Origin of the sequence: Nocardiopsis metallicus, from assembly GCF_014201115.1 — a bacterium.
Classification (GTDB): Bacteria; Actinomycetota; Actinomycetes; order Streptosporangiales; family Streptosporangiaceae; genus Nocardiopsis; species Nocardiopsis metallicus.
Genome location: NZ_JACHDO010000001.1, coordinates 5,676,164 through 5,698,778, shown reverse-complemented (window position 1 = coordinate 5,698,778; position 22,615 = coordinate 5,676,164). Strand labels below are relative to the sequence as shown.

General features: G+C 64.4%; 14 protein-coding genes. 10 read left to right on the top strand and 4 right to left on the bottom strand.

The features are described from left to right. The first annotated feature begins 182 nt into the window (after positions 1-182). On the top strand, positions 183-1,058 hold the full coding sequence (locus tag HNR07_RS24935) for a helix-turn-helix domain-containing protein (protein WP_184367041.1): 876 nt from the start codon (positions 183-185) through the stop codon (positions 1,056-1,058). Continuing rightward, a complete protein-coding gene (locus HNR07_RS24930) occupies positions 1,055-1,240 on the top strand; it encodes a DUF397 domain-containing protein (protein WP_184367040.1) in 186 nt (61 codons plus the stop codon). Before HNR07_RS24935 ends, HNR07_RS24930 begins: the two co-directional genes overlap by 4 nt. Positions 1,241-2,380: 1,140 nt before the next feature. Here HNR07_RS24930 and HNR07_RS24925 read toward each other — a convergent pair. Both HNR07_RS24925 and HNR07_RS24920 read right to left on the bottom strand, forming a co-directional pair. Further along, a complete protein-coding gene (locus HNR07_RS24925) occupies positions 2,381-2,860 on the bottom strand; it encodes a GNAT family N-acetyltransferase (RefSeq protein WP_184367039.1) in 480 nt (159 codons plus the stop codon). Beyond that, positions 2,857-6,009 carry an orotidine 5'-phosphate decarboxylase / HUMPS family protein gene (locus tag HNR07_RS24920; protein ID WP_184367038.1) on the bottom strand — a complete coding sequence of 1,051 codons (3,153 nt, stop codon included), beginning with the start codon at positions 6,007-6,009 and terminating at the stop codon, positions 2,857-2,859. Before HNR07_RS24920 ends, HNR07_RS24925 begins: the two co-directional genes overlap by 4 nt. 209 nt (positions 6,010-6,218) lie before the next feature. On the opposite strand from HNR07_RS24920, the gene HNR07_RS24915 reads away from it, so the two are divergent. Genes HNR07_RS24915 through HNR07_RS24895 form a run of 5 tightly spaced genes read left to right on the top strand, consistent with a single transcriptional unit; the run spans position 6,219 to position 10,862 of the window. Then, positions 6,219-6,575 carry a hypothetical protein gene (locus HNR07_RS24915; RefSeq protein WP_184367037.1) on the top strand — a complete coding sequence of 119 codons (357 nt, stop codon included), beginning with the start codon at positions 6,219-6,221 and terminating at the stop codon, positions 6,573-6,575. 4 nt (positions 6,576-6,579) lie between these two features. Beyond that, positions 6,580-7,884, top strand: a complete 1,305-nt coding sequence (locus tag HNR07_RS24910; protein WP_221318925.1) for a radical SAM protein — start codon at positions 6,580-6,582, stop codon at positions 7,882-7,884. After that, on the top strand, positions 7,881-8,738 hold the full coding sequence (locus HNR07_RS24905; RefSeq protein ID WP_184367036.1) for a radical SAM protein: 858 nt from the start codon (positions 7,881-7,883) through the stop codon (positions 8,736-8,738). Before HNR07_RS24910 ends, HNR07_RS24905 begins: the two co-directional genes overlap by 4 nt. A gap of 18 nt (positions 8,739-8,756) precedes the next feature. After that, complete coding sequence (locus HNR07_RS24900; RefSeq protein WP_184373115.1) at positions 8,757-9,542, top strand: hypothetical protein; 786 nt, start codon at positions 8,757-8,759, stop codon at positions 9,540-9,542. 54 nt (positions 9,543-9,596) lie between these two features. Beyond that, the gene (locus HNR07_RS24895; protein ID WP_184367035.1) at positions 9,597-10,862 is read left to right on the top strand and encodes an IS256 family transposase; all 1,266 of its coding nucleotides are present in this window, start codon (positions 9,597-9,599) and stop codon (positions 10,860-10,862) included. 90 nt (positions 10,863-10,952) lie between these two features. On the opposite strand, the gene aspS is transcribed toward HNR07_RS24895, so the two are convergent. Both aspS and HNR07_RS24885 read right to left on the bottom strand, forming a co-directional pair. Then, positions 10,953-12,275: an aspartate--tRNA(Asn) ligase gene (aspS, locus tag HNR07_RS24890; RefSeq protein ID WP_184367034.1), complete on the bottom strand. Its 1,323-nt coding sequence runs from the start codon at positions 12,273-12,275 to the stop codon at positions 10,953-10,955. 433 nt (positions 12,276-12,708) lie between these two features. Further along, positions 12,709-13,497: an alpha/beta hydrolase family protein gene (locus HNR07_RS24885; RefSeq protein ID WP_184367033.1), complete on the bottom strand. Its 789-nt coding sequence runs from the start codon at positions 13,495-13,497 to the stop codon at positions 12,709-12,711. A 485-nt stretch (positions 13,498-13,982) separates the two neighbouring features. Between HNR07_RS24885 and HNR07_RS24880 the strand changes: the two genes are divergently transcribed. Genes HNR07_RS24880 through HNR07_RS24870 form a run of 3 tightly spaced genes read left to right on the top strand, consistent with a single transcriptional unit; the run spans position 13,983 to position 22,576 of the window. Further along, positions 13,983-17,045 (top strand): BPTD_3080 family restriction endonuclease, encoded by a 3,063-nt coding sequence (locus HNR07_RS24880; RefSeq protein ID WP_184367032.1) that lies wholly within the window; start codon positions 13,983-13,985, stop codon positions 17,043-17,045. Continuing rightward, positions 17,035-19,737 (top strand): site-specific DNA-methyltransferase, encoded by a 2,703-nt coding sequence (locus HNR07_RS24875; RefSeq protein ID WP_184367031.1) that lies wholly within the window; start codon positions 17,035-17,037, stop codon positions 19,735-19,737. The genes HNR07_RS24880 and HNR07_RS24875 overlap by 11 nt, the downstream gene beginning before the upstream one ends. Further along, a complete protein-coding gene (locus HNR07_RS24870) occupies positions 19,727-22,576 on the top strand; it encodes an ATP-dependent helicase (RefSeq protein WP_221318923.1) in 2,850 nt (949 codons plus the stop codon). Before HNR07_RS24875 ends, HNR07_RS24870 begins: the two co-directional genes overlap by 11 nt. Positions 22,577-22,615 lie beyond the last annotated feature (39 nt).

The following is a 22,615-nucleotide window of genomic DNA, read 5'->3' as shown; positions in this document are numbered from 1 at the left end:
ACTCCGCGTGATCGTGGGCTTTGGGCGGGGGTTCCTTCCTTGAAACCGGACATTGAGGATCTTCTCCTGTTCGCTGTCTGTAGGGCCAATACTCAGGTGAAGACATCATGCGCTAGAAACACCGACTAGCACAACCCTAAAAGAGAGACTCTACGATTTTCGCCCGGCGGTAGGATGCATCTATGGCACGCGCGAACCCCACCTACTCGCCGTCTGTACGGCGTCGACGCCTCGGGCGGCACCTCCGACGCCTGCGCGAGGACGCCGGCTACACGATGGCCAACGTCAGCGAGCGGCTCGGCTGGGCCAAGGCCAAGATCGGCAAACTCGAGACGAGCGAGCTGAAGACGGTCAAACCCGCTGACCTCGACGCGCTGCTGACCCTCTACAACGTCGAGGAGAACGAGCAGCGGGAAGCCCTCCACCAGCTCGCGCGCGACGCCAAGGAACGCGGTTGGTGGTGGAAGTACCGGGACGTCTTCGGAGCGGAGAGCCTGCCGGACTTCGAGACCGAGGCGAGCCTCATCCGGACCTACCAGGTCGCGATCGTGCCGGGCCTCCTCCAGACCCCCGAGTACGCCGAAGGCGTGTTCTCCGGGGGCCGATACACCTCGGCAGAGCACATCAAGCGGCAGGTGGCCGCGCGCATGGAGCGCCGCGAGATCCTGACGCGCTACGACCGTCCGCCCCGCCTGGTGGCGGTGATCGACGAGGCCGCGCTACGTCGCCCCATGGGTGGACCCGAGGTGATGCGCGCGCAGTTCGAGTACCTGTTGAGAATCGGGCAGTTGCCGAACATCGACGTCCAGGTGCTCCCCTTCAGCGCAGGCCCGCACGCCGCACTCGGGATGTCGTTCACCCTCCTGGACTTCCCCGATCCGCTGGACGCTCCGATCGCCTACACGGATAGCGTGGCCTCCGGCGTCTTCGAGGAGACCGACGCCGAGGTCGAGAGCTACACGACGACCTTCGGCGAACTGCAAGGCGCGGCACTGTCGACCGTGCATAGCGCCCGTTTCATCGAGGACATCCTGCCCGAAGAAAGCGACGAATCATGATGACACCTGAGTTCCGCAAAGCGTCCTACAGCAACCACAACCAGGACTGCGTCGAGTGCGCGTACCTGCCTGAAGGGGCCGGGGCGATCCGAGACACGAAGCACCGCGAGGCCGGGCACCTCGAGTTCCCGCGGGCTGAGTGGACCGCGTTCCTCGCCGACCTGAAGGGTCTCGACGGGTAGACGCGCCTGGACATCACAGAACCCCCGTACCGTCCCGGGTGCGGGGGTTCTGTGTACCTGAGTCGCGTCCTACAGACGCTCCTCGAGGAGCATACCGGGACGAGGCGCCCAGCGAAATGACCTCACGCTGCGCTCGGGCGTGGCCTCATCCTTGGGGCTTGCCTCCCCCGACATGTGTCCGTGCGCCACACGTGCGCCAGGAGGCGCGTTCGACTGCGAACATCCGCGAACGCCGGCAAACAAGAATCCCCAGGTCAGGAGCTGTCGGAAGCTCCTGACCTGGGGGTCGTGAGTGCCTGATAAGGATGAGGCCCCAGGTTCAAGTCCTGGTACGCCCACCCAGTTTCAACTGGTCAGAGCCTTGCTTCTCCACCCGGAGAGCAGGGCTCTTCCTGTTGTGACCGTCATCTGACCGTGGGACCCCACGGCATCCCCTGTCAGAGCCCGCACTCCCCCGGCACTGAACGGCACCGGCCGGACGCCGAGTCGACAACAGATCGAATCGCTATGTCGACTCGACTGTAGCCGGTCACCCCCGCTCGGGCAGGGGCACGCCCAGCAGCTCCAGGAGCTCCGCCGTGACCACCCGGTAGGTCCCGCCGTAGCGAAGGAGCCGACAGGGGAACTGGCGAGCTCGTAGGCCGTTGTCCGTCCCATGTGCAGGGCACGGGCTGCCGTCATCAGGTCGACGGCGGCGGGTAGGTCGTACAGCTCTCGGATCGTGAATGCTCTGGACTTCTCGGCCACCGGTCTCCCGTGGGTTGAAGTTGCTTGCAAGGGGAGACAAGTCACCATGTCCACAGGCCGTGACATCGACCTGGAGGTCGTCTCGGAGGGAGAGGCTGGCCAGGAGGCGGTGCGTGCCTCCTCCGGGGCTTAGGGCGCCCATTGGCCTCGAAGACAGGCACCACTCGAAACCCTACTCTTACGAGGCGGTGTGCTCACGCCGCAAGCAGTCGATCTCGCCACTCGGTGGTTGGCGGGGCGGATCGTTATCGACGCGTGGATCCTCCCACTCGCGGTTCCAGGAGTGCGCGAACGCCCGCTCCGCTGCTGGCATCCCCACCGAGCCCCACCTATGTCTCACGGGCACTCCGGACACCGAACGCGTGTCGGAAGTGACCCAACAGTGCGCGTCGTTCAGGTCAGGGTCAACTGGTAGACGGCGCGATGACGGCCAGGCCCCTTGAAGTCGCTGATGACCGAGACCCCGTTGACTTCGTGGTCTCCGGGGACGTTGACGAAACCGAGGGCGGTCCAACTGGCGTGTGCCGCGTGATTGTCGGGTTCCGAGGTGAGGTACAGGCGTCGGCAGCCCCACACCTCGGCCTGGGAGCGCACACTGTCCAGGAGCGCCCGTGTGATCCCCTGGCGCCGGTGTCGCGGGTGGGTCATGACGTCTTGCACATAGACGTCCTGGGGGTCGTCCTGGCTGCGGAAGGCCATCACCGCTCCGGCGACGGTGCCATCATCCGCGACGGCGATGGGGCAGGTGGAGGAGAACAACGTGGCGTAGAGCCAGTAGTCGGACAGGGTGCGCGCTGAGATGTACGGCTCGCCGAACTCCATGAGGCGCAGGACCTCGCCGATCCGTTCGGGGTGAAGGGGCGTGACGATCATGGACGTTCCTCGGTGTGGACCTGGTGGACGATGGTGGTCAATTGGTGCGCCATGTCGGAGGGAGCGACGGCGTCAGCGACACTGCGGCCGACGATGACGATATCCCAGTCATCACTGGCCGTGAGAGCGTCGTCGGTCGTGCTGAACCCGCCGGAAACCGCGACGGGCAGCCGACTGCGCGAGCGAATCATTCTGGCGGTCGCGAGGGGGTGATTGCCTCCGACTCCTAGGTCGATGTTGGTGGTGACGACGAACCCGTCAACACCGGTTCGTTCCATATCGCGCAGCCACGAGGGCTCAAGGCGTTCCGCCGCCACGTCGAGCGTGAGTGCGACTCCGAGGCGACGCGCAGCCGCGACGGCGGCGGATACGCTGGCGATCGAGGCCGGTCCGATGAGAAGGACGACATCAGCTCCCGCCTCGGCCGCGAGCTCGACTTGGTCGCGACCCCAGTCAGCGGACATCATCTCGGCCACCACGGCCGCGTCCGGTGCGTGACGCTTGACGGCCTCGATCGCGGCGACGCCCGCTCGCTTGATCAACGGGTCGCCGACCTCGAGGAGATCGACCCCCGCATCGGCGGAGGCCGTGGCGACCTCGACCGCACGATCGAGGTTGTGGACGTCGAGGGCGACTTGGATGGAACGTTGGCCTCGACGGCGCCGGTACCGTTCACGGGCGCTCGGTTCCCCTCGTGGGGAAGCCGTTCGCTGCTGGGCGGCGTGAGCCTCTCTGGCGGTGAGCCAGTGAGAGGAGACCTTGCCCTGGGATATGAGGGATTGTTCGATGTGAGACGGTAGTTCGATCCAGCCGGTCCGAAGTTCCCTGAGTAACCCGAAGAGGGCTCCCCCCTCAGAAGGGGATGCTTCGTGGGCCGACCCTCCGTTGAGGAGCCGCATTCTCGCGAGGAGCTTCGCCGTGGAAGCAGGAGCCGCGTCCCAACCCTTGTCGGCGGCGAGGCCCCTCATCACGGCGTGGGCCACTTCCGGATGTGGCAGTGGTGCTCGCGGCCCCTCGAGAAGTCCCTGCAGAGTGCGTTCACGAACGTGCCAGTTGCCGTCCGAAAGCAACGCTTGGACGTGGTCGTGCACGGCGACGGTGTCGAGAGTTCCTACCGCGCGGGCGATAGCGGCGCGCACCTTGTAGTCATCATCGTGGACGAGATGTTCGACGACGCGGTTCACGAACGTTGAGCTGAGTCCGCGGTGACCGAGCAGAGCCTCCGCCAGGCCCGCCCGTACGCGCCAGTCCAGATGTCGCAGGAGTCGCTGAAGCAGATCGGCATGGTCATGCCTGGCACCGGCGAACAGATCGAAGTGCCGTGCTAGGAAGGCGGCCTCCTCAGCCTGGTCTAGGTCGATACAGTCCACGATGCGTGTACTGACCTGGATGTCGAGAGCGTGTTCGACGTGGCGGGCGACCTCGTCCCAGATCCCGAAACCGTGGGTTCGTAGTTGCTCGACGATCCAGGGCGCGTACTGTTCCCCGAGCGACTCCCCGAGGTGCGGAGTCGCGAGCAGCGCACGCGCGAGCTGGTGAGTCGCGGTCTGTGTACACCGGCGAGCACAAGAGCGAACCACCTCGGCGGACACGAGAGCACCACTGGCCGCAGCAGTCTCGAGCAACATCGGTAGAGCGGCGTCCAGATCGATCGACGGCGCCATGGCGATGACCCCGACGAGGTTTGGCGCACGGCAGTCGAGGGCGCACACGACGAAGTCGAATACGCCCCGAGCCGCAGCCGATCGGGCGGCGTGATCAGCCAGGTCATTGAAGGCCGCGACCGTCGCGATGGATCGTCCCCTGGCTGTCATCTGCTCGACGATGTGGACGGCGAGAAAGTACTCACGGAACACGTCATGCGTGAATCGTTCTCGTCCGTCCGAGGCCCGCTCGACGAATGCGAACACTGGCTCCCCAGCGGGAGCTTTCGACGCCCGAACCGGTTCAGGCTGTTGATCGGCGATGGCCAACGGTCCGGGGATGGCCTCGGGCATCAGTTCGCGGGCGAGCCGCGTGAAGCGACCCGTGTCCGAGCCGATGTCGTGGGAGCCACGGCCGAGAACCATACAAACGCAGTGGTCGACAAGCCGAAACGCATTGATGGCCCCTGGTCGCGCTCGTACCGGAGTGGTGTCCCCAGCGGTCCGCAGCATCCGCATGTACAAGGGCGTTCTCGCCAGGTACCGCAGCGATTCCGGCAGGTCCGAGAACGGGATCTGATCCGCGTGACGCTCGCGGTCCCACAGTTCCCGGGCCTCCGCCAGAGTCCATGGCTCCATGGTGTGGGACGCCCTGGACGGCTGCGCCACATGGCCGAAGGCGGCGGCTGACAGGACGGGAAAGGGTGACAGGTCGGGTTCGGGAGACGTTCTCACCACGACAAGGAACCGCAGGCGATCGGAATGGGCTTGTCGAAGGATGCCGTCGATATGCCGCCCGACGGAGGTGAGGTGCTCCTGGGTGTCGACGCCATCGATGACCACGACGCACGGGCGCTCGAGGAAGTGTGATGCGCGTTCCAGAGTCAGCAGTGCGTCCTCACCACCAGACAGCGAGGCGTACCGCAGTATCTCCGTGGCGAGGTTCATCGTGGACAGAGCCCACGTGGAACAGGTGTGCAGCTGGAAGTCCACATGCTCCGACCACCGGTGCGCCAGGTACTGGGTGAGTAGGGTCTTCCCGCTGCCGGTGGCTCCGGTGAGGACGAAGACCCGCGCTTGAGAGTCGAGGAACCGCCGGAATCGTTCGAGGGCTGTCTGATCGGGGTGGTACGTCGACTCGGTGACCGTGGTTCGAGCCGCATCAAGAAGGGAGGCGGTTCGTTGCCCGGAGCGGCCACCAAAGTGGATGCCACTGGCCGCTGTCTCGTCCTGCGGCTGCGACTGGGCGGTCGGATCGTCGGGAGTCTCGGATCGCAGGATGAGCTCGAACCGATCAGCTACCTCCGGCTCGGATCGGGTGAGGTCCGTATCGAGGAGTTGCTGTGTGTCGTAGCGCAGCCTCGCCCTGGTGCCGCGGCGTTCCCAGTTGGACACGGCGGCATCGTTGACCCCCAGATGAGCCGCGAACTCCCGAACGCTCATGCGTTTGGCCTCGCGAAAGGCGCGTGCCTCCCGGCCGGTCCATCGGGCCACCAACGAACCCATGGGTCCGTATCCCTTCCGTTTCGCACCGGGTCGTCCTCGTGCACCTTACGGTAGCCAGCCGACAACGGAATTAGGGCAGGACTAGGACGGCGCCCCATGGCTGCGTTCCGAGCCGAAGTGACAGCGTGGACGTGCCTGGCCGGAGCCGAGCCGGGTAGCTGTCAACGACGGTTGAAAGTGGCTCCGTACCGATCGAAGAGAGGCAGGACATGCCGACTGCTCGTCGCAGCAAGACCGATCACCTCATCTACGCCGACGTCGTGGACTCCAAGAGCAAGGCAGGGGTCTGGATGGGAGAGCGCGAGTCCTTCCAGGAGCAGCAGAGCAGGATTCTCGAAGCCGTCAAGGACAAGCTCGACTGGGTGACCGTCGAGGGCGCCGTCATGGCGATCAGCACCGAGCCCGCTGGGATCGCCATCATCGCTCCGAACCCCACCCTGCCCGGCGTGATCGTCCTGGCGGACGGCGGTTCGCCCGCCGCCTCGGCCGAACTTCAGGTCACCTACGAGAAGGCCATTCGCGAGGCCATGGCCGAACTGGGCATCAGCGAAGAGGAAACGGCCTGACACCATGACCTCTTCTTCCCAGCTCCTGTGGGGGAAGTACGTCCAGTACGACCGGGACGAGGAATCCGTGCTCCTCGACCCGGTCGGTCTGGACAGCGTGTACCTCGACCGCGGGGAGGTCGCAGACCTCTCCGCTGCTCCCCCGACCGCGACTCATGACGCCCTCGCTGGGCTCGGCTTCACACCGGACGAGCCACCGACCGGCCGGCGCGAAGCCCTCCGTGCCCGCCTCCACGACCTGGGCCTCGCCCCGACACCCAGCCGGATCAGCGGTCTGCGCGTCGTACTCACCGACCGCTGCAACATGGCGTGCACGTACTGCTTCGTCGACACCAACACCGGCAAGCCCGACATGACACACCACGAACTCGCAGAGGGGCTGACGTACCTCTTCGAACAGAACGCTGGGCAGCGGGAAGTCTCGATCCAGTGGTTCGGCGGTGAGCCGACGATCCGGTTCGACCTCATGCGCTACGGCGATGCGCTGGCCGACGAGCTTGCATCCCGCTACGACGTCGAGCGCATCCGCCGCACCGTCGTCACCAACGGAGCCCGCCTCACAGACGAGATGCTTGAGCACTTCGTCCGGCACCAGTACGGCATCGGCATCTCGGTCGACGGCCCGCCGGCCATCAACGCCGTCAACCGCAGACTCCTCGGCGGTCAATCCGCCGACGACCGCATCGGCGCCAACGTTCGGTGCCTGCTGGAGGCCGATGGCCTCTACGTGGGATGCAATCTCACACCGACAGCGGCCAACATCGGTCAGCTCGGCGAGACGGTCTCGTGGATCATCGAGGAACTCGGGCTGAAGTTCATCTACGTCAACACCCCGATTCCCTCCGAAGGGCGCTGGCGCGTCAAGGGACGCGACCTCGCGCGCGAACTCTATGAGGCCCGGCTCACCGCGCTCAGCAAGGGAGGCATGCTCTTCTCCGTCCTCGACCGTGCCTTTCAGGCTCTCGACACCCGGCGCCCGATGCTCTTCGACCACATGCAGGGCGACCGGAGCCTCAACGCTGCCCTGCTGCCCGGCAGCAGGATCAGCCTGTGCGACATCAACTTCACCGAGCCCAGTTTCATCCACACGCTCGATGAGTTGCGCGCTGGCCCGGAGCTGTTGGGCGGCGTCGCCAAAGAGGTCGCCCCGTACGAGAAATGCGGCGACTGTCCAGCGCTGGCCATCTGCGGCGGGCCGTCACGCAATGAGCAGGCCCTGGTGGGCGCGGACGCGCCTGATGAGGAGATGTGCGCCTTCTACACCGGAACGGTCGAGATCGCGGTCTGGGACAACACGGGGGTGCAATGACCACCCCGCGGTTCCGGACCGCGCTCGTCTCCACTGCCGGGCACTGCGCCGTCGCGTGCGGATTCTGCTTCCGGGCCGATCGGGCCCACGGATTCCTGGACGTCGCGACGTACACCCGATCCCTGTCCCGCCTCAGGGAGATCGGCGTCGAGAGCATCTGCCTCACGGGCGGTGAGCCGACGCATCACCCCGAACTGCGACAACTGGTTCGTCTTTCGCACCAGTTCGGTTTGCCTGTCTCCGTGGTGACCTCGGCCCGTACCGAGGCCGAGGTCACCGCCCTCGCCGAAGTCGCACACCTCGTGGAGAACGTGACCGTCTCCGCGGACTCGCGTGGCGCGATGAAGCTGGGTCGGACCAGGCGTTCCGTGGGGTCGGGTATCAGTACCCTGCTGAGGGTCGATGCCCCTGCGAGCGTCCTGCACGTCAGCTACTGGGACCTTGTCGACGATGAATGCCGTGAGCTGGCGCGGCTCGTGACGGAGGCGGGCGCGGAGCTCCAGTTCAGCCCGGTCTTGCTCGACGAGCTCGCGATCCAGCGCGCCCGGATGACCGTGGCTGGCTACGAGGAGCAGCAGCAACGCGATGCGGCCGTACTCGAGCATCACTTCGAACTCGGGGATGGCTTTCGCGACTACCTCGCCCATCTGCGGGCCATGCGGCGCTCACCAGGATGTCGGCACCTCTGCCGGTCGCGAGCGCTGTACGTCTCCGCTGAGGGCCAACTGAGGCGCTGCCCATTCAGCGAAGTCGGCGTGAGCACCCACCAACCCCGGTCTGACGTCAGGGAGTTCCTCGTCCGGCCGACCACCGACCGGGTCACTACAGACTGCGCTGCCATCTGCCGTTCCTGACACCCCGCGAGGTCACCCGTGCAGACACCCGTCACGACATCCGAAGAGTTCGTCACCCGCTGGCGGACGCCACCGAACTTCCCTGTCGCGGCCCCTTTGGTCCCCTTCGAGTTCCAGTTCCCGAAGGCCGTTGACATCCTCGACCACATCAGACGCGACAACGAGGTGCGCTACACCGTCCTCGATCCGGACGACTGGCAGGTCCGCCTGGACCGCACCGCGGCCTTCCGCAGCGCACCGCTGGAGGAACTCCTGACCTGGCGCTTTCGGCTGGTGCACTTCAACCTGAGCCGCTTCTACAAGGACTTCCTGGAGGGCTTCCAGAACGACGTCATGACCCCGTGGCGCACGTTTCTTTCAGCTCAGGGCTTCACCTGGCAGCGATGTGCTCCGCTGCTGTTCATCTCCAGCCAGGGCGCCGCCTCTACCTACCACAACGACAATTCCCACGGACTGGTGTGGCAGGTCGAGGGTGTCAAGGCGTTCCACAGCTACGTCGACCCTGACCGAGTCCTCGCGGCGGAGGACGCCGTCATCGGCAAGACCACAGCCGAAGAACCGCCCGCCCACAACGAAGCTGAGCGTCTCTCCATCCGCATGGAGCCGGGAGACACGCTGTGGAGCCACGCCCTCACACCGCACTGGGTCACCAGTGAGACACCGCTCAGCATGAGCATCAACCTCTCCCACGGAGCCCTGTGCCACCACGGCGTCTACGCCGAACGGGAAGTGGCCCTGCGCCGCTACTGGGATGACCATCCCGCCGAAGCCTGGCTCCACGACCTGCGCAACACCCGCTACTGACGGGAACGGGAGTGTAAAGGTAGGGGTGTAACTCCAAGGGGGTAGGAGTGCACCATGAGTGACAAGACGCAGGTCAAGGCCGATACTGGCAGGTCGGACGAAGAGTTCGTCCAGGAACTGAAGACCAAGGCCGAGGCCGAGGGCATCGAGCTGGTCGGCGAGAACGGGCTACTGGCCCGCCTGACCAAGACCGCCCTGGAGAACGTCCTGGCCGCCGAGATGGACACCCACCTGGGCTACGCCAAGCACGAACGCTCCACCGAGCCCGGCGGCAACACCCGCAACGGCACCCGGTCCAAGACCCTGACCACCGAGGCCGGACCCGTCGAGCTCGACGTGCCCCGCGACCGCGACGGCTCCTTCGAGCCCCAGATCGTCCGCAAGCGCCAGAGGCGGTTGAACGGGGTCAACGGCATCGTCCTCTCACTCTCAGCCCGCGGCCTGACCCACGGCGAGATCTGCGCCCACCTGGCCGAGGTCTACGACGCCAACGTGTCCAAGCAGACCATCTCCAACATCACCGAGGCGGCCATGGAGCGCATGGCCGAGTGGCAGAACCGGCCCCTGGACCAGGTCTACCCGGTGCTGTTCGTGGACGCCATCAACGTCAAGATCCGCGATGGCCAGGTCGCCAACCGGCCCATCTACGTCGTGCTCGGCGTCACGGCCGAGGGTGAGCGCGACATCCTCGGTCTGTGGGCCGGCGATGGGAACGAGGGCGCCAAGTACTGGGCGCACGTGTTCACCGAACTCAAGAACCGTGGTGTGGCCGACGTGCTCATGCTCGTGGCCGACGGGATCAAGGGCATGAGCGAGGCGGTGGAGTCGGTGTGGCCGCGCACGGTGGTGCAGACCTGCATCGTGCACCTGCTGCGCAACAGCTTCCGCTACGCCTCCCGGGCCGACTGGGAGAAGGTCGCCAAGGCGCTCAAGCCCGTCTACACCGCCGCCACCGAGGAGGCCGCTCTGGAGCGGTTCTCCGAGTTCTGCGAGGAGTGGGGGGACAAGTACCCGGCGATCGTGCGGTTGTGGGAGAACGCCTGGGCGGAGATGGTGCCGTTCCTGGCCTTCGATGTGGAGATCCGCAAGATCATCTGCACCACGAACGCGATCGAGTCGATCAACGCCCGGATCCGCCGCGCGGTCAAGGCTCGGGGGCACTTCCCCAACGAGCAGGCCGCGCTCAAGTGCGTCTACATGGCGTTGATGGCTCTGGATCCGAAGGGGACCGGGCGGGCCAAGTGGAGCGCGCGCTGGAAGAAGGCGCTGAACGCGTTCGATCTGACCTTTGATGGCCGGTTGACCGCGACACGCCGCTGACCAAGAACAACAGTTACACCCTTAACTTGACACACCCACGGGAACCGGGGTGGTCCTGCCACGACGGGCAGGACCACCCCAGGCGCGTCCCTACGGCGTAAGCCGGTTGGGGCCGCGGAAGAGGAAGCTGGCCTCACGGATGGAGTCCAGACCGAGCAGCACCATCAGGACACGGCTGAGGCCCATACCAAGACCGCCGTGCGGCGGGCAGCCGTACCGGAAGGTGTTCAGGTAGTCCTGCATGGGTCCGGTGTTCATGTCCTTCTCGGCGGCCTGCTTGAGCAGGACGCCGTGCCGGTGCTCGCGCTGGGCGCCGGTAGTGATCTCCAGTCCCTTCCACATCAGGTCGAAGCTGGATGTGAGGTCGGGTCGCCCGGCCGGACGCATGTGGTAGAAGGGTCGGATACTGGCCGGGTAGTCAGTGACGAAGACGAACTCGTGCCCCGTCTCTCGCTGGATGTGGGCGGCGATCCCGCGTTCCCCCTCCGGGTCCAGGTCCTCCTTGGCGCCTTCGGGGTCCCAGCCCTCGGCTCGGAGGATTTCCTGAGCGTCGGCCATGGTGATTCGCGGGAATGGCACCGAGGGGACCGTTACCTCGACGCCGAAGGCTTCCCGGATCGCCTCGCCGTGGGCCTCGGCGACTTTGGCCAGGGCGTGCGCGAGCATCCGCTCTTCGAACGCCATGACGTCTTCGACGTCCGAGATCCAGGCCAGCTCGACGTCCACACCGGTGAACTCGGTCGCGTGCCGGGAGGTGAATGAGGGCTCGGCGCGGAAGACGGGGCCGATCTCGAAGACCTTGTCGATCCCGGCCGCGATCGCCATCTGTTTGAAGAACTGCGGCGACTGGGCCAGATAGGCGTCTCGGTCGAAGTAGCCGAGCTTGAACACCTCGGCGCCGGACTCCGAGGCGGTGCCCATCAGCTTGGGGGTGTGCATCTCGGTGCACCCCTGCGCATAGGCGTACTCGCGCATGCCCTGCTCGAGGGTGGTCTGCACGGCGAAGAGCACCTGGGCGGGGAAACGGCGACGCACGTCCAGGAAGCGCCAGTCCAGACGCTGCTCGAGCCCGGTGTGCTCGTCGATGGGCAGAGGGGTCTCGGCCAGGTTCAGGATCTCGACGGACTCGGGGATGATCTCCAGTCCACCGAGCTTGACGATGGGGTTGTCGACCACACGGCCAGTGATGCGGACGGCTGACTCCGTGGTCAGACGCTCCAGCTCCGACTCGACAACGTCACCAGCGCTACCTCGCTTGTGCGTGACCTGGGTCATGCCGGTGTGGTCCCTCACGACCACGAATTGGATCTTGCTCTGCAGGCGGAGGGTGTTCACCCATCCTGAGATCGAAACAGATTCCCCGACGTGTTCTCGCAGTTCAGCGACCAGTACACGGCTCGTAGGGTGGATCACAGCAGTCCTCCAAAGGACCTCGTCATGATCCCTTGGGAGTGCGGGCGAGAAGGGCAACTCGCGGTGCCACCGCACTTTCGTCGCTCGGACAGCGACCTCGTTCAGGCCCTATGACGGGGGCCATCCGGCGGGGCATGGGGCCGCAGAGGACCGTTCCTCCCCGCGCTCGGGAGGGTCTTCGCCGCGGGGCGTGAGACTGCCTTCCCAGCTACCGGCAGTTCTCTCGGCTCACGTGGTCCCGCGGTTACTCGTCTCCGTCAACGCGTTGCGAGAAAGCATAGGAGGCCACAAGCCACCAACGCAACGAGGAAGGCCATGACTACTGAAAGACAGGTTCTGGCACGGATTCTGTGGTTCGGCGTCGATGAGCACCGTGCCGTAGACACGCCCCTTGCCCGGGGTGAACTTGTCCATCCCGGTCATGCGAACCCGTTCATCTTCTGCGCTGCGCCCGTGTGTTGAGCCAGTCCACCGAAACCCCGATCGCCTCGTCCTCCCGCTCGGTGGAATCGAAACCGTGGTCGGACCCCTGCACCGTGTGGAAGTCCGTGTCGGCCCGGTCGGAGGCAGCGGCCCTAGCGATGCCGTAGGACACGTAGCTGTCCTGGTCACCGTGGACCACGAGCGAGGGAGCCCGGGATGACGTGTAGGCGCTGAGGGGATCGTAGAGGCTGAACTCGCGCCACATGATCGGGCTGATGGGAAACTCGCCGTCGATCAACAACTGACCGCTGGCGCCCAACTCCCGCTGTTGGTCAGGACCGAAGTTCTCCACTCCCCAGGGGAGCTCTGGGTTGAGGAAGGTGTGCTTCAGGTCGAGTACGGGGTTCCACAGGACGAGGGAGTCGATCCGGTCGCCGAGTACAGGAAGCAGGAGTGAAGAGGACACGGCCCCGAAGCTCGCGGCCAGAACGGAGAGCGGTTCGGGCCAGGTGTCCAGAGCGTGCTCGATGACCGACTGGAGGTCGAGCATCTCGCCAGCGACGGTCACACCGCGGGGCGTCCCACCACTCTTTCCATGTCCCCGGTAGGAGAACCGAACGACGTTGAACCCCTTGTCGGACAGACTCTCGGCCAAGCGGACGAACATGCCGCCCTCGTCCTTGTCGACGGTGATGCCGTGGGCCTGGACAACGGTGCCCTTCGAGCGGTCTCCTTTGGAAGGGTGCAGGACCGCGTCGAGCGGGACGCCGTCGGCGCTGACTACGTCGAGGGCGCGCATGGGCTGGACTTCCTGAGCCGGGGGCGGGAACAGGCTCCTGCTTCAAGGGTCGTCCTCAACGTTCCGCCTGGAGTGATGCGAACTCGGACGAGGACCGGCCCCTGGAGCAGACGACGCCGAAAGGATACCGGCCAACAAGCACTACGGTCAGGCACGCCGATTCGTATCCTGACCGTAGGTGCCACGGTCCGAGGCCGTAGTGTCATCCGCCGTTGGTCCCGGCAGGTCGACGCTGTGGCTGGAGCGGGCAGCCATGACCTGGATGGCAGTGGGGGCTCTGGCGTTCACCCCGTCTCACAGGACTCGGGGAGATGAACCTTGCGCCCGTCCCACACAAGGTCGCCCATTTTCCCGCCCGGCGGCCTCGTGCCCCTGCTAGGAAGATGGCAGCGTTGATCCTGGCTTGAGGGCCCAGCTCCCGATTCTTCTCAATTTCCAAATCTCGTTAGGATGGCCACGATGTCAAGGGAGTGGGCGGCGCGCGTATGACGGAAGCGATCGAGAACCCGATCCTCAACTCACCGTATGAGCAGCCGGATCGCTACTACGAGATCGGTCCGCAGGGCCCGACAGGTGAGATCCAAGAGGGACGGCGGCCCAGCGAGTCGTTCATCCCCATTGCGGTGTCCAAGAAGGGGAAGCAGGGCACCGACCAGATCGAGCTCGACTTCGACACAACGGGCGAGCGCCGGGAACGCAACACCCTCATCAACGACCTGCGTCGTGAGGTCGCCCGGTGGCGGCGCGGTGGCGATTACTCAGGCGTCACCCCGATCAGCCGCAAGCTACTGCAGCACTGGGCCGCCCCAGACCGGGACAACCGCGTACTGTTCTGCCAGCGCGAGGCCGCGGAGACCGCGATCTTCCTCGTAGAGGTCGCCGGCCGTCACGGCTACACCGACTGGCGCAGGCGCCTGGAGCCCGAGAACGACGCGCACAACTCCGGTCTGCCCCGTATCGCGCTGAAGATGGCCACGGGTACCGGTAAGACGGTCGTGATGGCGATGTTGATCGCCTGGCAGACGCTGAACAAGGTTCAGTCCCCACGTGACGCGCGGTTCACCAGCCGGTTCCTGATGGTCACGCCCGGAATCACGATCCGAGACCGCCTGCGCGTGCTGCTTCCCGAAGAGCCGGAGAACTACTACGACCAGCGCGACCTGATCCCGGCGGATCTCAAGGGCGGCCTGGCCCATGCCCGGATAGCGATCACCAACTACCACGCCTTCCAGCTCAAGGACGCCAAGGAGATCCAGGGCATCGCCCGCAACACCCGACTGCTGCTCAAGGGCGACCGCAAGGAGGATGCCTTCAAGGAGACCCCGAAGGCCATGGTGAGCCGGGTGCTCCGTGACCTGGGCGGTTCGGGCAAGCAGCAGGTCATCGTCTTCAATGACGAGGCGCACCACTGCTACCAGGACAAGCCGCTGTCCGCCGCAGAGCAGGGCACCAAGCTCGACAAGGAAGAGCAGGCGGCCAACGAAGAGGCCCGGGTCTGGTTCCGTGGCCTGCAGGCAGTGGCCAGGCACGCCGGGATCAAGCAGATCATCGACCTCTCGGCCACGCCGTTCTACCTCAAGGGCTCGGGCTACAACGAGGGCTACATCTTCCCCTGGACTGTCAGCGACTTCTCGCTGATGGACGCGATCGAGTCGGGAATCGTCAAAGTCCCCCGCACGCCGGTGGACGACGACGCACGTCACAAACTCGTCACCTATCTGCGACTGTGGGACTTCGTCGGCGACAAGCTGCCGAAGAGGGCACCGAAGAACACGGTGAAGGACTGGCTCCCCGAGCCCGAGCTGGAAGGCGCGCTGCACAGTCTGCACCGCAGCTACACGAAGGCCTTCCAACACTGGGAGACTTCGCTGCAACAGCACGGCGAGCCCCCGCCGGTCTTCATTGTGGTCTGCCCCAACACCACGGTGAGCAGGCTCGTCTACGAGTGGATCGCCGGCCGAGAGGCCGTGGAGGACGACGAGGTCGTGGCGCACACTCCCGGCAATCTGAAGCTGCTCAGCAACGTGGTCGACGGCAAGCCGTTGGCCCGACCGCGCACGATCCTCATCGATTCCCGGGCGCTCGAATCCGGTGAAGGCCTGAAGAAGGACTTCAAGCAGGCCGCGGCCGCCGAGATCGCCGCTTTCCAGGCGGAGTACCGACGCCGCTACCCGGGCGCCGACGTCGAGAAGATCACCGAGGAAGAACTCCTTCGAGAGGTGATGAACACCGTCGGCAAGAAGGGACGGCTCGGCGAGCAGGTCCGGTGCGTGGTCAGCGTGTCCATGCTGACCGAGGGATGGGACGCCAACACCGTCACCCATATCCTGGGCATCCGTCCCTTCCGCAGCCAACTGCTGTGCGAGCAGGTGGTGGGCCGAGGACTGCGGCGTCGCTCCTACGCGGTCAACGACGAGGGATTCTTCGAACCGGAATACGCCAACGTCTACGGCATCCCCTTCCAGTTCATTCCCTCAGACAAGCCGGCCAAGGAACCTCTGCCTCCCAAACCGGTCCAGGAGGTCCGAGCTCTAGAAGGCCGCGATGACCTCCGGATCACCTTCCCCAAACTCGACGGCTATCGCGCCGAACTCCCCGACGAGGAGATCAATCTGGATCTCGACGTCGCACCGGTGTTCGAGATCGGACCAGACACAGTGCCAAGCTGGGTGGAGCTGCAAGGGGTCGTAGGCGCGGGCGAGCACGACACGAGTGAGGAGCGCACCTACCGGCGCCAGGAGGTAGCCTTCGCGCTCGCCAAGCGCATCCTCGATAGCCAGTTCAACACCGCCGACGACAAACGCCCCTGGCTGTTCCCCAAACTCGTCGAGATCTGCCGGGAGTGGCTCGACCACCGGGTGACGATCGACAAGGGCTACAGCCTCGGCCCCCTGATGACCATCACACAGGCGCAGGCCGAGGCCGCCGAGCAGATCTGGGGCGCGATCATCCGCTTCATCGGCGACCGACGGATTCGCCTACGGCCGATGCTGAACAGGTTCGACCCCCAAGGCTCGACCGAAGGGGTCTACTTCCACACCCGTAAGGCCACGGTACCGACGGAGAAGTCCGAGGTCTCGCACGTGACCCTGGACGGTGTGCTCGGCAATACCTGGGAGCAGTTGCTCGCGAGCGAGCTGGAGCTGAACCCGAACGTCGCGGCTTATGTGAAGAACGACCATCTCGGTTTCTCCATCCCCTACGTGCATGGGGGACGGTCCCACTCCTACGTACCGGATTTCCTGGTCCGGCTTCATCGCCCAGGCGATGAAGACTTCGACCGCTACCTGATCGTGGAGGTCTCCGGCAGCCAGAAGAGCCCCGGGCCAACCCGGGCCAAGGCCGCTACGGCCCGGGATTCCTGGTGTGTTGCGGTGAACAATCATCGTGGTTTCGGCCGCTGGGGCTATGTCGAGATGACCGATCCCCTCTTGTTCAAGGCCCGACTGGCCGAGGCGATCCAACTGCTCTACGGCGATCAGCCGATCATCGGTGACCCGGACCTGCTCGACTACGACATGCAGATGAGGAGCGCCGGTGGCGCGTAAGAAGACCGCGAAGGGACCGATCCCCGTCGACGCCATCAAGCACGACGACAAGCGGACCAACATCCCCACCGCCGACGCCCACGACTTCGTGGATCCGGCTCTCGAAGAGGTCCGCAAGGTCCGCTACGACCGGGACGAGACCCTCGACCCGCAGCTCGTCTGGCGCGGCAAGTACCCGGAGGCCGACGAGCAGGGTAGCGACGACAACGACCTCGTGGTGGACGCCCCACCGATCTACATCCAGGAGAAGATCGACCCCCGCGTCCTCATCGAGAACCTCCGCCGTACCGCCGAGCGACCCGAAGAGGAGCCCGAGCTCACACTCTTCGACGACTTCGACGGCCTGGACGAACTCGATCAGGTGGATTTCTACCGGCATACCGCTAACTGGTCGAACCGCATGATCCTTGGTGACTCGCTACAGGTCATGTCCTCGCTCGCCGAACGGGAACACCTGCGCGGCAAGGTCCAGATGATCTACATCGATCCGCCGTACGGCATCAAGTTCGGATCCAACTGGCAGGTGTCGGCAGGAAGCCGGGATGTCAAGGATGGAAAGCTGGAAGACGCTGCACGTGAGGCCGAGCAGATCAAAGCCTTTCGGGATACCTGGGAGCTAGGAATCCACTCTTATTTGTCGTACTTGCGGGATCGACTGCATGCGGCGCGGGATTTGCTGACGGAGTCGGGTTCTTGCTTTGTCCAGATTGGCGACGAAAACGTTCACCTTGTCCGATCTCTGATGGACGAGGTTTTTGGTGTCGATAAATTTATAAGTCAGATTGTTTTCGTGAAAACTGGAGGTTTTGCGGCAGACTACCTTCCTCGAAATTTCGACAACTTGCTGTGGTATGGGAAAACTGAGAGCCCTAAGTTTCGAACTCTTTTCGAGAAGTTCGATACGAGTCCGCAAGGTTCACCTTATCGTTGGGTTGAATTCCCTGATGGAAATTGTCGAGGGTTGACGAAAGAAGAAAGAGATGGCAAGTCGCCGCTTCCGGAGGGTCGATATTACCAGCCGACTTCTCTTAATTCGCAAGGTGCTGCTGCCACTCCGCAGCCTTTTGTTTATGAAGGGCGAAGTTTCGCTCCGCCGAGGGGGAATCATTGGAAGGCAAGTTGGCCTGATGGGATGAATCGTCTGTCTTGGGCTCAGCGGATACATGTTGCGAAATCAAGTCTGCGCTTCAAGCGAATGTCTGATGACTTCCCCTGGAAATCGCGTACTAGCGTATGGACGGACACTGCGACGGGGAATTTTACTGACGATAAACTCTATGTTGTCCAGACTGCTTCAAAAGTTATCGAGCGTTGCATTCTAATGGCGACTGACCCCGGGGATCTCGTTCTTGACCCGACTTGCGGTAGCGGAACCACGGCCCATGTCGCTGAGCAATGGGGTCGTCGGTGGATCACTATCGACACTTCGCGGGTCGCCTTGGCTCTAGCCCGTCAGCGGGTGATGGGAGCGAAATACCCCTGGTATCTGGTCTCAGACTCCGCTGAGGGGCACGCGAAGGAGGAGGTGCTCGCTGAGAAGCCGCTGCCGCGTCAGAAATTCACGAACGACATCCGGCACGGTTTCGTCTATGATCGTGTACAGCACATCACCTTGAAGTCGATCGCGAACAACCCTGACATTCAGGAGGGGATGACTCGCGAGGAGATTGACGAGGCGATCCGGCGACACGCCGACTATGAGTTGCTCTACGACAAGCCGTACGAGGACAAGAAGAAGATCCGGGTCGCTGGGCCGTTCACGGTGGAGTCGCTGAGCCCACATCGCTCGCTTGCGTTCGCCGGTGGACCGGAAGAGTCAGCGAGTGAAATATCGGCGGCGAAGGAAGCCGATGCCCCCAACTTCGAGCAGTCAATCCTAGACAATCTGGCCAAGGCGGGCATCCAGAACGGCCGACGCAAGGAGCGGATCACCTTCGCCTCGTTCGAGAGCTACGCGGGCGCATACATCCAAGCGATCGGCGAACGGACTGAGCCGGGCGAAGAGGGCACGGCCTCTCGGGTGGCGTTGGCGATCGGGCCGCAGTACGGGACAGTGAGTCCCTCGTTCGTGAAGAAGGCCGCCCGCGAGGCGATCAACGCCGACGGGGTCGACCTGCTGTGCGTGCTCGGCTTCGCGTTCGACGCCCAGGTCACCGGAGTGACCGAGGGCGATGGTGTGACCGTGGAGGCCTCCGATGAGGGCTTCGCCAATGTGGAGGCCACCCGCAGGCTCGGGCGCATCCCAGTGCTCATGGTGCGGATGAACTCGGATCTACTCATGGGTGAGGAGCTCAAGAAGACCGGGGCTGGCAACCTGTTCACCGTTTTCGGCGAGCCCGACATCGACGTCGAGGAAACTGAGGAAGGCGTCGTCGTGCGGCTCAACGGGGTGGATGTCTTCGACCCGACCACCGGCGAGATCCGCAGCAATGACACCAGCCAGATCGCGCTGTGGATGGTGGACACCGACTACAACGAGGAGTCGTTCTTCGTTCGGCACTGCTACTTCACCGGAAGCACCAACCCCTATAAGCAACTCAAAACGGCGCTGAAGGCCGAGATCGACGCTGAGGCGTGGGAGTCACTGAACGCCACCATCTCTCAGCCGTTCGCGAAACCGGAGACCGGTAAGATCGCGGTCAAGGTGATCAACAACTACGGCGACGAGGTCATGAAGGTTTTTGACGTGTGACGCTGGCGGAACGGGACAGCAGGAGCACGACAGCAACGAGAAGGCGGCGGCGATGGCGTCCTATACTCCAGCACAGCAGGAAGCGATCGACTGCCTGGACGAGCCCTTGCAGATCATCGCCTGCGCGGGCTCCGGCAAGACCCAGGTGATCTCCCAGCGCATCGCCGCGATCCTCGCCCAGCCGGGGGTGGAACCCCGCAACGTCATCGCGTTCACCTTCACCGAGAAGGCCGCGGCCGAACTCAAGGACCGGATCCTCGGCATCGTCGCCGCCGAACGCGGTGAGATCGTCGGCATGGCGGAGATGTACATCGGCACCATGCACGGCTACTGTCTGGACCTCCTGCAGCGGCTGGTGCCCGAGACCTTCAAGTTCTCGGTGCTCAGCGACATAACAGCCCGCCTTCTCGTGGACCGCAACAGCAAGAAGTCCGGACTGACCACCTGTCCCACCCTCCCACGGGCGACACAGTCCCACCTGAAGCGCTATCAGAACTCCAGCCTGTTCCTGCAGGCCATGAGCGTGCTCCGGGAGGACGTCGTCGACGATGCCCAGGTGCCCGAGGGAGTCGCCGCATCGTTCCACTCCTACATGAAGCTCCTGTACAATCACGCGAGCTTCGACTACACCGAGATGATCCACCTGGCCGTGCAGTTCCTCGAGGCAGATCCGGACGAGGACGAGAACGCGGCGGTCGTCCAGAAGCATGTCCGCGATGACATCAGATACGTGGTCGTCGACGAGTATCAGGACGTCAACCCGTTGCAGGAGCGTCTGATCGAGGGCTTGGTGCGTCATGGCGCCAATCTCTGCGTGGTCGGCGACGACGATCAGACGATCTACCAGTGGCGGGGCAGCCAGGTCTCCAACATCGTCACCTTCGCTGAACGCCACGACGGAGTGCGACGGGTGACGCTGGCGGACAACTTCCGTTCCAGCCCGGGGATCGTCGAGCTTGGCCGGTCCATCGCCGAGCGTGTCCCGGACGGTGAGCGACTGCCCAAGCGCATGGTCTCGGCCGAGTCCCAGGAATGGCAGCGCGGGGACCTGCTCGCGCTCTCTTTCGATGACGCTGAGGGGGAAGCCGCCTGGATTTGTGACCGGATCGAAGAGATGCGCGGAGTGCCGTTCCGCGACACCCCGGACGCGGAGCCCCGCGGGTTGTCGTGGTCGGACTGCTCGGTGCTGTTCCGCTCTGTGGCCAAAGACGCCGACCCACTGGTTGCCGAGCTGAAGCGACGCGGTATCCCCTATGTGGTCAAAGGGCTGAACCGGCTCTTCGACACCCCAGAGGTCGAAGCGGTCGTCGGGATCTTCCGTTTCATGGTCCAGGAGATCTCAGCCGGAGAGTTGCGCACGCTGTGGCAGAACGCCGAGCTCCTCCCGGAGGGTTACGACTGGCCAGCCGCCCTCGACGTCCTTGAGCAGGGGAGGGCTTTCGAGCAAGGGGGCCGTTTCGGTGTGTACAACATCCAGCGGGTCTATCTCGACTTCCTGGAGAAGCTGACGCTGCGCGAGGAGACCGTGCCAGGGCCGGAAGGCCGAGGTGAGCTGGTCTACTACCAGCTGGGCAAGTTCAGCCAAGTGATCTCAGACTTCGAGCAGATCTACTTCACCACCGAACCGGCGGAGAAGTATCAGTCGTTCGTCTCCTGGCTGACCCACCAGGCCCCCGGCTACTACGCCGAGTCCAATGCCGACGTGGGCTATGCCGCGCCGGACGCGGTTACGCTCTCCACCGTGCATCAGGCCAAGGGGATGCAGTGGCCGGTCGTGTTCGTGCCGTGCCTGCGTAAGAACCGCTTCCCCTCCCAGCGGCACGGAGGCCTGGGGCTGTTCCACGTCTTGCCGCAGGAAGCCGTCGAGGACCCGGACCGCTACCGGGGTACGGTCGAAGACGAAACCCGCTTGTTCTACGTGGCGGTCACCCGGGCGCAGAAGTACCTCAACCTGACCTACTCACCAGGAAGGACCACGCGATACCGCAACCGCTCGCCCTTCTTCGACCACTGCTCGGACCAGAGGTGGGTGTCGACCAGACCGAGTACGCGTCCCCTGCCGGATCGGCTGCCTGCCGTACCACGGCGGGAGACACCGCAGTTGACGTTCTCCTTCTCCGAGCTCAAGTACCTCTTCGAATGCCCGTACTCGTTCAAGCTGCGCTTCCTCTACGGCTTCAACCCTCCGCTGCACGAGGCCCTGGGTTACGGCAAAGGGCTACACGACGCCTTGGCGGAGGTACACAAGAGAGCCATCGCTGGGGAGTTGCTCGATGCTTCCGACGCCGAGGATCTGGTCGAACGCCACCTGCACACCCCGTTCGCCTACCCCGAGCTTCGGGCCACCCTCAGCGCAGCCGCGATCAAGGCGATTAGGCGTTACTTCGCCACTCACGGCGAGGAAATCCCGCAGACTGAACACTCCGAGAAACAGGTTCAGGTACATGTGGCCCCGGGCATCACCGTGGATGGACGCATCGACCTCATTCGTCGGCTGGACACCGACGAACTGTCCATCGTGGACTTCAAGTCCACTGATCGGGCCCAGGCCGAAGAGGTCACTCGCGACCAGCTCCACGTCTATGCGGTCGGCTATGGAGAGCTAACTGGGGAGAATGCGGACCTCGTCGAGGTCCTCAACCTCGACGAGGCTGGACAGACCACCCGCGAGGAGATCGAGGACTCCCTGCTCACCAACGTACACAACAAGATCTGGGAAGCAGGTGAAGCCCTCCGGGCCAACGACCTACCACGGCTGAACTCATGGTGCGATCAGTGTGACCGCTGCGACTTCGTCGCCCTGTGCCGGGACAAGCCGGCCTCAAGGAGCAGACGCTGACTGCCCGTACGTGGGCAGCCTGGGCTCGGAACGCCTGAA